Here is a 15,662-nt window from a genome sequence, read left to right on the forward strand (position 1 = left end):
CTAGTCCATGGCGTCCCCGATCGCCAGACGCAGGAGGGCTTCGCCGTCCATGTCGTCGATCGATTCCGCCTCGGCTGCAAGCACAACATCTCCGGCGCTGTTGTTTTCCCCACTGTCCTGAGCAAGTTGGAGCACCAGGTCCAGGAGCCCTGCCTGTCGCAGACGGCTGATCGGGATCGCCGCCAGCGCGTCCCGGATCGGCGCGTCGGGGTCGTTGGCGGTGGTCGCGGCCTCGCCGAGCAGTTCCGTGCGGATGAACTGGGCCAGCGCGGCGGGCGTCGGGTAGTCGAACACCAGCGTCGCGGGCAGCGCCACGCCGGTGACGACCTTGAGCCGGTTGCGCAGGTCCACCGCTGTCACCGAGTCGAAGCCGACGTCGCGGAACGCCCTGGTCGGCCCGAACGCCTCCGCGCCCTCGAAGCCCAGTGTCGCCGCGGCCTCCGTGCGGACGAGGTCGAGCAACGTGCGTGCGCGTTCCACCTCGGGCAACGCCAGGAGCCGTTCCTTGAGCCCTGAGTCCGTCGTTTCAGGCTCTTCCAGGGCTTCCCGGACGGACGGGATGCCCATCAGCAACGGGCTCGGCCTCGACGCGGTGAAGCTCGGCGCGAACTTCTCCCAGTCCATGTTGGTGATCGTCAGCGACGTGTGGCCGTCCTCGACCGCCTGTTGCAGCGCGGTGATCGCGAGTTCGGGCTTCATCGTGTGCACACCGCGGCGGCGCAGTTGTTCGGCGCCTTCCTCGTTCTCCGACGCCATTCCGGAGTCCGCCCAGGCACCCCACGCGATCGACGTCGCCTTGAGGCCCTGCGAGGCCCGGAAGTGCGCGAGACCGTCGAGGTAGGCGTTCGAGGCGGCGTACGCGGGTTGCGCGCCACTGCCCCAACTCGCCGCGCCGGACGAGAACAGGATGAACGCGTCCAGGTCGCTGGTGAGTTCGTGCAGCAGCCAGGCCGACGTCATTTTGGCCTTCAGCAAGCGATCCAGCTGATCGATGCCCACCGCGTCGGTGGTCGCGTTGCCTTCGACGATGCCTGCCGCGTGCACCACGGCCCGCAGGTCGGGCACTGTGTCGATCACCGACTTCAGGCTCTGCCGATCCGACGCGTCGCAGGCAGCGATGGTGACGCGCGCTCCCAACGCTTCCAGCTCTTCACGCAACTCCGCCGCTCCGGGCGCCTGGTCACCGCGACGGCTGGTGAGCAGCACGTGCTCGGCGCCGCGTCCGGCGACCCAGCGGGCGACGTGACCGCCCAGCGCACCGGTGCCGCCGGTGATCAGCACTGTGCCGCGCGGGATCCACTCCGTGGGCTGGGGCGCACGCTGGGCCGGGACGAGCCTGCGGCCGTAGACGCCGGTGTCGCGGACTGCGAGCTGGTCCTCGCCGCCGCCGTTCGTGATGGCGGCGACCAAACCCTGTTCGATCTGGCCGTCGATGATCCCCGGCAGGTCGACCAGGCCGCCCCAGTGGCGCGGCAGGTCGAGCGCCGCGACCCTGCCGAGCCCCCACAACGCCACCTGCTCGGGGTGGTGCACGGGATCAGTCGCGCCGGTCGAGATCGCCTGCTTCGTGACCGCCCAGAACGGCGCGGTGCTGCCGGCGTCGCCGAGTGCTTGCAGGAGCAGGACGTTCAGTGCGAGACCGAGCGGCGTCGCGGTGAACTCCTCGTGTGGCGCGTTCTCCTTGCCCAGCAACGAGATCACGCCGACCGGTTCGATGCCGATCAGCTCGGTGGCGAGCAGAGCACGTTCGGCGTTGGCGCGGACCGTGACGCGCACGAGGTCGTTGCCGAACGTCCGCAGCACCGCCTCGGTCCACTCGTCGACGTGCTCGGGAACGGCCGCGAGCCAGGTGCCGTTGATGCCGGTGGCCTGGACGCCGCGCAGGAGTTGCCACGAGTCGCGGTAGCGCCAGCCATCCACAGTGGACTGTGTCTGCTGCTTCGCGCGCCATTCCCTGAGCGCGGGCAGGACGTTCTCCGCGTCGACACCGAGAGCGCCGGTGAGCTCGCCGTTCTCGACCAGCTGCCAGAACGCGCTGTCCTCGGCGTTGACGATTTTGGCGCCGGCCTTGGGCCAGAACCTGCTGCGGCTGAAGGGATACGTCGGCAGGTCGATCCTGCGGCCCTCGCACTTCCACCGCACGTCGAGGCCCGCGACCCAGGCCTCGGCGAGCGAGGTGGTGAACCGGCGGCTGCCACCCTGGTCACGGCGCAGCGAGCCGACCGTGACGAGTTCCGTGCCGTCCGCTTCGGCCGTGGCCTGCGCCGACATCGTCAGCACCGGATGCGGGCTCGCCTCGACGAACACGCGGTAGCCGTCCTCGATCAGCTTCCTCGTGACCGCGACGAACTCGATGGGCCGGCGCGCGTTCTCGTACCAGTAGTCGGCGTCGAGGGTCGCGGTGTCCAGGCGTTCGGCCTTGACCGTCGAGTAGAACGCGATGTCGGTCGAGCGCGGCGTGATCGTGCCGAGAAGGCTCATCAGCTTCTCGCGCAACGGTTCGACCTGCGGACCGTGCGAGGCCACCGTCGAGGCGACGACCCGTGCCCGGATCTCCCTTGCCTGGCACAGTTCCACGAACTCGTTGAGCTCCTGCAGGGCGCCGGCGACCGTGCAGGCGTTGGGGCTGTTGATGCCCGCGATGGACAGCACCGGCCACTGCTCGATGAGCTTTCGCGCCTCCTCGACCGGCAACGCGACACTCGCCACGGCGCCATTTCCGACGAGTTCGTCGGCGAACAGCTGCGACCGCAGCACGACGATCTTGGCCGCTTCGTCGAGGCTGAGGGCTCCGGCGACGTAGGCGGCGGCGATCTCACCCTGCGAGTGCCCGACGACCGCGGCGGGCTCGACGCCGTTGGCGCGCCACGTCTGGGCCAGCGACACCATGACTGCGAACAACGTCGGCTGCAGCACCTCGATGCGTTCGAGTAGTGCGGCTTCGCCGCGCAGCACGTCGATGACCGACCAGCCGACGAGCCTGCCGATCGCCGCGTCGCACTCGGTGATCCAGCGCGCGAACGTCTCGTCCTCGTCCAGCAGCTCGACCGCCATGCCGTGCCACTGACTGCCCTGACCGGGGAAGATGAACACCGGCGCACTTTCTTGCGCGACGCCCTGGACCACTTCGTCCCCGATGAGCACCGCACGGTGGTCGAACACCGACCTGGTCGTCAGCAACGAGAACGCCAGATCGTTCGCATCGCTCTCCAGCGCGCGCACCTGCTCGATGCGCGCCTTCAACGAGGCCGGCGACTTCGCCGACACGACCAACGGCACCACGCCGACCTGCTGAACGGACTCCGGCCGACTGGCCTGACCTGGGGCTTCTTCGAGGATCATGTGCGCGTTCGTGCCCGAGATGCCGAACGCGGAGACGCCCGCGCGGCGCGGGTGGCCGTTGGTCTCCCAGCCGCGGGCCTCGGTGAGCAGCTCGACCGTGCCGTCGGACCAGTCGACGTGCGAGGAGGGCGCGGCGACGTGCAGCGTCTGTGGCAACAGGTTGTGGCGCAGTGCCAGCACCATCTTGATCACGCCCGCGACACCGGCGGCCGCCTGCGTGTGGCCGATGTTCGACTTCACCGAACCCAGCCACAGCGGCGACGACCGGTCCGCGCCGTAGGTGTTGATCAGAGCCTGCGCCTCGATCGGGTCGCCCAGGGCCGTACCGGTGCCGTGTGCCTCCACGACGTCGACATCGCCCACGGACAGACCAGCGTTCGCGAGAGCAGCACGGATCACGCGCTGCTGCGAAGGACCGTTGGGGGCGGTCAGGCCGTTGGATGCGCCGTCCTGGTTGACCGCCGAACCGCGGATCACCGCGAGCACCTGATGCCCGTTGCGCACCGCGTCGGACAACCGCTCCATCACGACCATGCCGACGCCCTCGGACCAACCGGCACCGTCGGCGTCGTCGGAGAACGCCTTCGACCTGCCGTTCGCCGCGAGAGCACCCTGTCGGGTCAGCTCGGCGAAGGCGAACGGCGTGGTCATGATCGTCGCACCACCGGACACGGCCAATGAGCACTCACCGCCGCGCAACGCCTGTACAGCGAGATGCATCGCGACAAGAGAGGCGGAACATGCCGTGTCGACGGTGACAGCCGGTCCCTCGAAGCCGAACGTGTAGGACAGGCGGCCCGAGATCACCGAGGCCGCGAGACCCGTGGCCGCGTGGCCCTCGGTGTCCTCGGCCGACGACGTCAGCAGCGTCGCGTAGTCCTGGCCGTTCGTGCCGACGAAGACGCCGGTCTGCGACCCGCGCAACGACAGCGGATCGACGCCGACCCGTTCCAGCGCCTCCCACGTGGTCTCCAGCAGGAGCCGCTGCTGCGGATCCATCGCCATCGCCTCACGCGGCGAGATCCCGAAGAACGCCGGGTCGAAGTCCGCGGTCCCGGCGAGGAATCCGGCCTCGCGCGTAACCGAGGTCGACAGCACCGACTCCACGTCCCAGTCGCGGTCGACCGGGAACGCGCCCATGCCGTCCCGTCCGTCGACCAGCAGCTGCCACAACTGTTCCGGCGTGGTGACGTCGCCGGGGAAGCGGCAGGCCATGCCGACGATCGCGATCGGTTCGTCGCCCCGTAGGACGACGTCCTCCTGCGACTCGGCCACTCCCCCGCGCAGGTGGTCGGCGAGCCGGCGCGGCGTCGGGTAGTCGTAGACGAGCGACGCGGGCAAGGTCCGGCCGGTCGCCGCGGACAACTGGTTGCGCAGCTCGATCGCGGTCAGCGAGTCGAACCCGAGGTCGCGGAACTCCTTGTCCACGCCCACCGCGTGCGGTCCGGCATAGCCGAGCACCGAGGCGACGGCCGTACGGACGACCTCCAGCACGTCACCACTGATCGCCATCTTCTTGCTTGCCTTGGGCTTCTTCTCCGGCAGGATCGCGATGGCGACGGTCGGCGCGTCCTCCGCGACCGCCCGCCACATCGACTCCACCGCCAGATCGGGCCGCATCGTGATCGCGCTCAGGTCGGCGCCGACACCGTCCGCCATCCCAGAACCGGCCCACGCGCCCCACGCGATCGACGTTGCGGCAAGCCCCTGCCTGCGCCGATCCCGCGCAATAGCGTCGAGCACGGCGTTGGCGGCCGCGTAGTTGGCCTGACCGGGGTTGCCGAGAGCGCCCGCGACCGACGAGAACAGCACGAACGCGTCCAGCTCCCGATCGCGCGTCAGCTCGTCGAGCACCAGGGCCGAGGCGACCTTCGACCGGAACACGTCCGCGAACCGTTCCGGCGCAAGGCCTTCCAGCACACCGTCGCTCAGCACCCCGGCCGTGTGCACGATGGCGTTCGGCGAGTACGTGTTCAGCAGGTCGGCAACGGCCGCGCGGTCCGCGACGTCGCACGCCACGATCTCCGCACCCAGTTCTTCTTGCAGCTGGGCGGCTCCCGGTGCGTCGATACCGCGCCTGCTGACCAGCACGATCTTCTCGACGCCGCGCTGCTTGAGGTCGCGGGCGACGTGCGTGCCGAGCGCGCCCGTGCCACCGGTGACGATGACGGTGCCGTGCGGCTCCCACATCGCCTCTGTCGGCCGAGCAGCGTCGTACCGCCTCGCGAACACGCCTTCGGGCCGGATCTCGACCTCGGTCTCGTCGCCGGCGAGCACCGCCGCCAGCTCCGCGACGTCACCGGTCACGTCGACCAGACCGCCCCACTGCGCGGGCAACTCCAGCGCAGCGACTCGCCCGAGGCCCCAGACCGCGCTCTGCGTCGTGCTGGTCGCCGCACCTCGCGTGACTGCCCAGACCGGCGCGCTCACACCTTTGCGCGCCAACGACTGGATCAGTTCCATCGTCGCGATCACGCCTCGCGGTACGCCGTTCTCATCGGCCTCGCCGTCCAACGCGAGCAGCGACACGATCCCGTCGAACGGCGTCTCCGGCACCTCCTGCACCACTGTGCCGTTGACGGCCGTCGCGACTTCGCGGGCGAAGTCGTCCTCGGCACCGAGCACGAGCCAGGTTCCAGAGGTCGTGCCGCGCGGGGTGATCTGCTCCCACGACTCGCGGTGCCGCCACGAGTCCACAGTGGACTTGGCGCGGTCGATCGGTGCGGTATCGAGCACGGTCGGCCAGTAGCGCTCGTGCTGGAACGCGTACGTCGGCAGGTCGATCCGCCGCGCGCCTGTGCCCTCGAACAGCGCGCTCCAGTTCACGGTCGCGCCGCTGACGTGCAGGCGGGCGAGCCCGGCGACGAATGCCTGCTCCTCGCCGCGGTCCTTGCGCAGCAGCGGAATGCCGCTGACCATCGCCGACAGCACGCCGTCCGGTCCGATCTCCAGGAACGTGCTGCCGTCGAGCGCGCGCACCGTGTCGTGGAAGCGCACGGTCTCCCGCACGTGCCGCACCCAGTATTCGGATTGTTGAACAATCCCACCAGTCAACAACGGGATCGTCGGATTGTTGAACGAAATCCCGGAGATGGCCGCGCGGAACTCGTCCAGCATGGGCTCCATCAGCGGCGAGTGGAACGCGTGGCTGACCTGCAGTTGCTTGAACTTGCGCGGCGCGACGCCGGACGCAGTCTCGTTGAGTTGTTCAACAATCCTACGTGCGTCTTGTTCAACACCCGCGATGACCACGGCGTTCGGGCCGTTGACCGCGGCGATGGACACGCCCTCGGCGAGCAGCGGGGTGATCTCCTTCTCGCCGGCCTCGATCGCGAACATCGCGCCGCCGGTCGGCAGCGCCTGCATCAGCGAGGCGCGCGCGGAGATCAGCGTGCACGCGTCTTCGAGGCTGAACACCCCGGCGACATGCGCGGCCGCGATCTCGCCGATCGAGTGCCCCGCGAGCCGGTCGGCCTTGATGCCGAACGACTCCGCGAGCCGGTAGAGAGCCACTTCCAGCGCGAAGATCGCGGGCTGGGCGTTGCCGGTCTGGTTCAGCGCGTCCGCGTCCTCGCCCCACATGATCGACCGCAGCGCGGGGTCGAGGTGCGCGAGCACTGCGTCGAAGGCGTCCGCGAACACGGGGAACCGCTCGTACAGGTCCCGGCCCATGCCGAGCCGCTGCGATCCCTGCCCCGTGAACAGCAGCGCCAGATCTCGTTCGCCCGCCTCTCCCCTGGCGATCTCCACGCCGTCCACCAGCACCACCCGGTGCTCGAACGCACTGCGCGACACCGCCAGCGAATAGGCCAGGTCGAGCTGCGAGGCATCGACCGAACCGAGGCCCGCGAGCTGATCGGCCAGCGCCTCCTCCGACCGGCCCGACACCACGAGCGGCACCACCGAAGCCGTCGCCGTGACTTCGGGAACCGAAGCCGTGAACTCCGGCGCCTCCTCGATGATCACGTGCGCGTTCGTGCCGGAGACACCGAACGACGAGACACCGGCACGGCGTGCGTGGCCGTTCGCGGGCCAGTCGCGGCGCTGCGTGAGCAGCTCGACGTTGCCGGTCTGCCATTCCACGTTGGACGACGGCGCGTCGACGTGCAACGTCCGCGGCAGCACGCCGTTGCGCAGCGCCATGATCATCTTGATGACGCCCGCGACACCCCCGGCGGACTGCGGGTGGCCGAGGTTCGACTTGATGGAACCGAGCAGCAGCGGAGTCTCCCGGTTCTGCCCGTACGTCGCGAGCACGGCCTGAGCCTCGATCGGGTCACCGAGGGTCGTGCCCGTGCCGTGCGCTTCGACAGCGTCCACTTCGGACGGTTTCAGTCCGGCGTTCGCCAGAGCCTGACGGATCACGCGCTGCTGCGATGGGCCGTTCGGCGCGGTCAGGCCGTTCGACGCGCCGTCCTGGTTGACCGCCGAACCGCGCAGCACGGCGAGCACCTCGTGGCCGTGGCGGCGAGCGTCCGACAAGCGTTCCAGCAGCACCACACCGGCACCCTCGGACCAGCCGGTGCCGTCGGCGGACTCCGCGAACGCCTTGCAGCGGCCGTCCGGCGCGAGTCCGCCGGCCGCGGTGAACGCCGAGTACGCGTTCGGCGTGGTCATCACCGCGACACCACCGGCCAGCGCGAGGTCGCACTCACCGTTGCGCAGAGCCTGTGCGGCCCAGTGCATCGCGACCAGCGACGACGAGCAGGCCGTGTCGATCGTGACGGCCGGGCCCTCGAGGCCGAGCAGGTAGGAGATGCGACCGGACAGCACCGACGCGGAGAACGCCGTCGTCGCGTACGGGCCGGTCTCCTCCAGCGAGCGGTTGAGCAGCGACTCGTAGTCCTGGCCGGTGGTGCCGACGAAGACGCCGGTCAGACTGCCCTTCAACGACGTCGGGTCGATGCCCGCGCGTTCCAGCGCTTCCCAGGAAGTCTCCAGGAGCAGGCGCTGCTGCGGATCCATCACGACGGCCTCGCGCGGCGAGATGCCGAAGAAGCCCGCGTCGAAGTCGGCAACGGCGTCGAGGAACCCGCCCTCGAACGTCGTGCTGGCGAGCCGTTCCAGGTCCCAGCCGCGGTCGGCCGGGAACCGCGAGATCACGTCCCGTCCCTCGAAGACCAGTTCCCACAACGCTTCCGGCGTCGTCACGCCGCCGGGGTAGCGGCAGCCGATACCGACGATCGCGATCGGGTCGTCGGTGGCGATCGTGGCCGCACGGACCTCGATCTGCTGCGCGCCGCCGAACAGTTCGTCGCGCAGGTGCTGCGACAGCGTCGTCGCGGTCGGGTAGTCGAAGACGAGCGTCGCGGGCAGTGCGAGCCCGGTCGCGGTCTTCAACCGGTTGCGCATCTCGACCGCGGTGACCGAGTCGAAGCCGAGCTCGCGGAACGCGCGCGTCACCGGAACCTGGTCGCTTTCCTGGTATCCCAACGTCTTCGCGGCTTCGGCGCGGACGAGGTCGAGCAGCGCGCGGTCACGTTCGGCCTCGGTCAACCGGGAGAGGCGCTGCTTGAGCTCCGACTCCTCGACGACCTCGTCGGCCAGCGCCGCACGCACTTCGGCGATGCCGCTGAGCAGCGGACTCGGGCGTTCCGCGGTGAAGCTCGGCGCGAACCTGGCCCAGTCGATGTTGGTGACGGTGAGCTGGGTCTGGTCGTCGGCGACGGCCTGGCGCAGCACCTTCATCGCGAGTTCTGGAAGCATCGCGCCGATGCCGATCCGTTGCAGCGCCTCGTACATGCCGTGATCGGCGGCCATGCCGGCTTCCGCCCACGCACCCCACGCGATCGACGTCGCCTGCAGGCCCTGCGACCGGCGCAGGTGAGCGAGGCCGTCGAGGTAGGCGTTGGCCGCGCCGTACGCGGGCTGGCCGCCGCTGCCCCAGCTCGCCGCACCCGACGAGAACAGGATGAAACGAGCCTGGGGCGCGAGTTCGTGCAGATGTTGAGCTGCGGTGATCTTCGTGTCCAGCAACGCGGTGACGTTCTCGTACTGGATCTCGTCGATCGGGGCGTCGCCGGTGCCGATGCCCGCCGCGTGCACGACCGTCGTGAGGTCGTCAATGCTCGCGAGCAGGGCCGCCAGGGCGTCCCGGTCCGCCGCGTCGCAGGCCGCGATCGTGACGCGGGTGGTCGTTTCGAGCTCTGCCTTGAGTTCTGCCGCGCCGGGTGCGTCGAGGCCGCGGCGGCTGGTGAGCACCAGGTGCTCGGCGCCGGCCTCGGCCATCCAGCGGGCGACGTGGCCGCCGAGCGCGCCCGTGCCGCCGGTGATCAGCACCGTGCCTGACGCCTGGAAATCCGGGCTGTGGTGGGCGTTCGTGCGGATGAGACGGCGGGCGAACACGCCGTTGTCACGGATCGCGACCTGGTCCTCCGTGCCGGTCAACGCGGCCGCGAACCGTTGTGCGGCCTTGTCATCCAGCGTCGCGGGCAGGTCGATCAGGCCACCCCAGCGGCGGGGCAGGTCGAGTGCGGCGACGCGGCCGAGGCCCCAGATCGCGGTCTGCGCCGGGTCGACCTGCTCGCCGCCGACCGCGACGGCGTTGCGGGTGACGGCCCAGATCGGCGCGCTGACACCGGCTTCCGCCAGTGCCTGGACCAGCGTGATCGTCGCCTGCAGGCCGGTCATCGCGATGACGCCGTCGATCGTCTCGGGCAGGCGCGCGGTGAGGTCGGCGCGGGTGATCTGCTCGTCGACGTCGAGGTGAACGGCGTCGAGCGCGTCGATCACGTCCTGAGCGGCCGTGCCGGAAGTGACGACCAGCCAGGAGCCGGACGGGGTTCCGCTGACGGTGACCGGGGTCCACTGGTCGCGGTACCGCCAGGTGTCCACTGTGGATTCGGATTTGCGGCGATTGCGCCACTGCGCAAGCGTGTGCGCGACACCCTGCCCGACGCCCATGTCCTCCAGGCCGCCGTTGTCGACGAGCTCCCAGAACTCGGCGTCGACCGGGTCGGAGGTGTCCTTGACGAGAGGTTCGGGCCAGAACCTCTGGTGGTCGAACGGATACGTCGGCAGCGCGACGGTCCGGCCACCGGGGTACCGCCACCGGACGTCGAGACCCGCGACCCACGCCTCGGCGAGCGAGGTGGTGAACCGGCGGCTGCCTCCCTGGTCGCGGCGCAGCGACCCGATCGCGACGATCTCGGTGCCGATAGCTTCCGCGGTCTGTTGCGCGGGCAGCATCAGCACGGGGTGCGCGCTCGACTCGATCAGCACGCGGTGGCCGTCCGCGAAGAGCGTCTCGACCACCTTGGCGAAGCTGACGGGCTGCCGGGCGTTCTGGAACCAGTACTCGGCGTCGAGGGTCGTGGTGTCGATGCGCCCGGCCGTGACGGTCGAGTAGAACGGCACGGTGCCCGGCTGCGGCGTGATGTCCGCGAACAGATCCAGGATCTGGTCGCGGAGTCGGTCGACCTGAGCGCAGTGCGAGGCCACCGTCGAGCCGATCACGCGAGCCCGGATGTCCTGGGCGACACAGCTTTCCACGAACTTCTCGAGCTCGGGGACAGCGCCGGCAACCGTGCAGGCGTGCGGGCTGTTGACGCCCGCGATCGCCAGCTCCGACGGCAGCAGCTTCTCGACTTCTGGTGCGGGTAAGGCGATGCTCGCGACGGCGCCGTTGCCGACGAGTTCGTCCGCGAACAGCTGCGACCGCTTGACCACGATCTGCGCGGCCTGGTCGAGGGTGAGCGCGCCCGCGATGTAGGCGGCGGCGATCTCACCCTGCGAGTGGCCGACGACCGCGGCGGGCTCGACGCCGTTCGCGCGCCACGTCTGAGCGAGCGAGATCATGATCGCGAACAGGGCGGGTTGCAGGACCTCGATGCTCTGGAGCAGCTCGGCTTCACCGCGCAGCACGTCGATGACCGACCAGCCGACGTGCTCGGCGATCGCCCGGTCTGCCTCGGCCATCCACCGAGCGAACGTCTCGTCCTCGTCGAGCAGCGTGACCGCCATGCCGTGCCACTGGCTGCCCTGGCCGGGGAACACGAACACCGGACCCGGACCCGCGTCCGCGACCGCGCCTTCGACGACCTCGTCGCCGACGATCACCGCGCGCTGGTCGAACCTGCTGCGCGCGGCCAGCGAGAACCCGACGTCGATCGGGTCACGCCCACCGTCCACGAGCGCCTTGATCCGCTCGACCTGCGCCCGCAGCGAACCCGCCGACTTCGCCGACACCGCGAGCGGCACCACGCTGACCTGCTGAATCGATCCCGCCTGGCTGGCCCCCAGGGGGCCGCGAGCCCCCATCCCAATCATCTCAGGGAGGTCTGACAATTCCGGAGCCTCGAGGATCACGTGGGCGTTCGTGCCACTGATGCCGAACGACGACACGCCGCCGCGACGGGGCCGGTCGACTGCGGGCCAGTCGCGGGACGAGGTGAGCAGTTCGACGGCGCCCGCGTCCCACTCGATGTGCGAGGACGGCGCGGACACGTGCAGCGTCTGCGGCAGCACACCGTGGTGCAACGCCATGATCATCTTGATCACGCCGGCGACACCGGCCGCCGACTGGGTGTGGCCGATGTTCGACTTGATCGAGCCCAGGTAGAGCGGCTGGGCACGGTCCTGCCCGTAGACGGCGAGCAACGCCTGCGCCTCGATCGGGTCGCCCAGCGAGGTGCCCGTGCCGTGCGCTTCGACGGCGTCGACGTCCAGCGGGGTCAAGCCTGCGGACGTGAGCGCCGCGCGGATCACCCGCTGCTGTGACGGGCCGTTCGGCGCGGTCAGGCCGTTGGACGCGCCGTCCTGGTTGACGGCGGTGCCTTTCAGGACCGCGAGGACGTTGTGGCCGTTCCGCAGAGCGTCCGACTGGCGTTCCAGCACGAGCAGGCCTACGCCCTCGGAGAACCCGGTGCCGTCCGCGCCCTCGGAGAACGCCTTGCACCGCCCGTCCGACGAGACGCCGCGCTGCCGGGAGATCTCGATGAACGTCGCCGGTGTCGACATCACCGCGACACCACCGGCGAGAGCCAGCGACGACTCCCCCGTCCGCAGCGACTGCGCCGCGAGATGCATTGCCACCAAAGAGGAAGAACAGGCGGTGTCGATCGTGACGGCCGGACCTTCCAGACCGAGCACGTAGGACACTCGGCCGGACGCGACCGACGGCGAAGAGCCAGTGCCGTGGTGGCCCTCGAACTCACCGCCGAGCAGCTGCGCGTAGTCGTTGTACATGACGCCCGCGAACACTCCGGTGTCGCTGCCTCGCAACGAGACCGGATCGATCCCGGCGCGTTCGAACGCCTCCCAGGCGGTCTCCAGCAACAAGCGCTGCTGCGAGTCCGTCGCGAGGGCTTCGCGCGGCGACATGCCGAAGAACGCCGGGTCGAACTCTCCCGCGTCGTGCAGAAAGCCGCCGAGGCGCGTCGAGGAGGTGCCGATGTCGTTGCCGGAGAACAGGGTGTCGAGGTCCCAGCCGCGATCGGACGGGAACTCGGAGATCGCGTCCGTGCCGTCCAGCACGAGCCGCCACAGGTCCTCGGGCGTGCTGACGCCGCCGGGGAACCGGCAGGCCATGCCGACGACGACGATCGGGTCGTCGTCCGACACCGTCCGCGTCGTGACGACGTCGCCGCCGTCCGCGCCGAACAGTTCGTCACGCAGGAAGGTCGCGAGCACGTGAGCGGTCGGGTAGTCGAACACCAGGGTCGCGGGGAGCCGCAGCCCGGTGACCGCGGTGAGGCGGTTGCGCAGGTCGACGGCGGTCAGCGAGTCGAACCCGAGATCGCGGAACGCTCGCGAGGCGTCGAAGCCCTCCAATGCCAGCACGGCACTGACCTGCGCGCGGATCAGGTCGAGCAACGCGTCGAGGCGCTCGGCGTCGCCCAGCGGGCGCAGCTTCGCGGCCAGACCGGTCGCCGCATTCGAACCAGCGACCGTGCGGCGGGCACGCGTCCGGATCAAGCCGCGCAGCAACGAGGGAACCTCGCCCTGCGCCCGCAATGTCGCGAGGTCGAGGCGTGCGGGTAGCAGGACCGACTCCCCGGTCGCGAGCGCCGCGTCGAACAACGCGGTGCCCTGCTCCGGCGTGATCGGCGGCATTCCGGCGCGCACCAGGCGTACCCGGTCGGCGTCGGTCAGCGAACCGGTGAGGCCGACCGTCGCCTCCCACGTGCCCCAGGCCAGCGAGACGGCGTTGCCGCGGTGCTCGGCGAGCGCGTCGAGGAACGCGTTGCCCGCCGCGTAGTTGCCCTGGCCCGCGCCGCCGAGAATGCCTGCGGCGGAAGAGAAGAACACGATCCTGGCGTCGGGCAACAGTTCGTGCAGGTGCCACGCGGCGTCGACCTTGGGCCGCAACACCGTGTCGAACTGCTCGGGCGTGAGCGATTCGATCACGCCGTCGTCCAGCACTCCGGCGGTGTGCACGACCGACTTGACCGTGTGCTTCTTCAGCAGTCGCTGCAACGCCTTGCGGTCACTGACATCGCACTTGACGACCTTGACGGCCGCGTCCACTTCCCAGTCAGGCTTGCGGCCGCTCCTGCTGGCCAGGATCAGCTCCGTGACACCGTGCTCGGCGACGAGGTGTTGGGCGATCACACCGCCGAGCCCGCCGGCGCCGGTGATCAGCACCGGGCTCTCCCAGACGGTCTCCTGGGCCGCTGCGACGCGCTGGAGCCGTGGTACGAAGACCTGCCCCTGTCTGACGCGCACCTGCGGTTCGTTTGAGGCAAGCGCTTGCGGCAGAACGGCTTCGTCGTCGATGTCGGCCAGCACGAACCGGCCGGGGTGCTCGGTCTGCGCGGACCGCACCAGGCCCCACACGGCCTGCCCGGCCAGATCCCCTTCGCGGGTCACGAAAGCCAGGCGCTCAGTGCGTTCGCCGGAGATCCACTCCTGAAGCTTGGCGAGCACTCGGGTCGTCAGCGTGCGCGTCGACTCGATGACGTTGCCGTCGCCTGCGACGTGCTCGATGACGACGTTCTCCGCCGCATCGGACGGCAACGCGGCAGGCGTCCACTCGATGCGGAACAGCGAGTCGCGGTCGACCTCGTTGCGCGGCAACGCGACGGGCCGCACGACGAGCGATTCCACCGTGGCGACGGGCTGACCGGTGGTGTCGGCGAGCGCGATCTCCATCGCGTCACCGTGGGAACGCAACCGGACCCTCAGCTCCGTCGCGCCGGTGGCGTGCAGAGACACGCCTTCCCACGAGAACGGCAGTCCGGCGCTGTCCTTCGCGAGCAACGCGGCGTGCAGCGCGGAGTCCAGCAAGGCCGGGTGCAGGCCGAAGCCCGCGGTCTCCTCGGACGTGGTGACCTCGGCGTACACATCGTCGCCGGAGCGCCACACCGCACGCAGGCCCTGGAACGCGGGACCGTACTCGAAGCCCATGTCCGCGAAGCGTTCGTAAGCTCCGTCGACGTCAACACTTTCGGCCTGAGGCGGCCACGTGGTCGCGTCGAAGTCGCTGGTGGCGCTGCCAGTCGACACCGTGCCGGACGCGTGCTGCGTCCACGGCGCATCGTTCTCGGTGCGCGAGTAGATCGCGATCTGGCGGCGTCCGCTGGGGTCCTCGGCCTTCACCGCGACCTGCAGTTGCACCGATCCGTCCAGGACGAGCGGTGCGGAAATCGTGAGCTCGTCGAGCTGCTCGCAGCCGACCTCGTCGCCGGCCCGGACCGCGAGTTCGACGAAAGCCGTGCCAGGCAACAGAACCGTGCCGCTGACGGCGTGATCCGCGAGCCATGGGTGTGAGTGCGCCGACAGCCTCGACGTGAACAGCACGTCCTCGCTGCCCGCGACGCTGACGGCCGCACCGAGCAACGGGTGCTCGCCTGGCCGTACCTGCCGGGACGGCCAGAACCGCCGCCGCTGGAACGCGTACGTGGGCAGGTCGATCAGTTTGCCGCCGGGGAAGTCCCACTGGACGTCGAGCCCTCGCACGTGAGCCTGCGCGAGAGCAATGGGCAGGTGCCCGCCTTCGTTGCGCCGCAACGTTCCGAGAACAACGGCCTCGGTGTCGTGGTGTTCGACGGTCTGCTCGACGCCGAACGTCAGCACCGGGTGCGCGCTCGGCTCGACGAAGAACCGGAAGCCGTCGCGCAGCAGGGCGCTGGTGGCGTTCTGGAACTCGACGGTCTGCCGCAGGTTCGTGAACCAGTAGCCGGCGTCCATGATCGCGGTGTCGATCGGTTCGCCGGTCACCGTGGAGTACAACGGGATCGTGCCGGTGCGAGGCTGCAACTCCGCCAGATCAGCCAGCACCCGGTCACAGATCGCCTCGACCTGCGGGGTGTGCGAGGCGTAGTCGACCGCGATCATGCGCGCCCGGATGCCCTGCGTCTCGCACTCCAGCACGATCTCCG

1 protein-coding gene (only partly in view) is annotated in these 15,662 nt (G+C 69.8%); it reads right to left on the reverse strand.

Annotation, left to right across the window (positions count from 1 at the left end; all coding sequences use genetic code 11):
- On the reverse strand, positions 1-15,662 hold the 3' portion of the coding sequence (locus tag OG205_RS19275) for a type I polyketide synthase (protein WP_442916793.1). The gene runs 11,686 nt beyond the window's last position; the window shows 15,662 of its 27,348 coding nt (coding positions 11,687-27,348); its start codon lies off the right edge, out of view; its stop codon occupies positions 1-3.

The organism is Lentzea sp. NBC_00516, assembly GCF_036346835.1.
GTDB lineage: Bacteria > Actinomycetota > Actinomycetes > Mycobacteriales > Pseudonocardiaceae > Lentzea > Lentzea sokolovensis.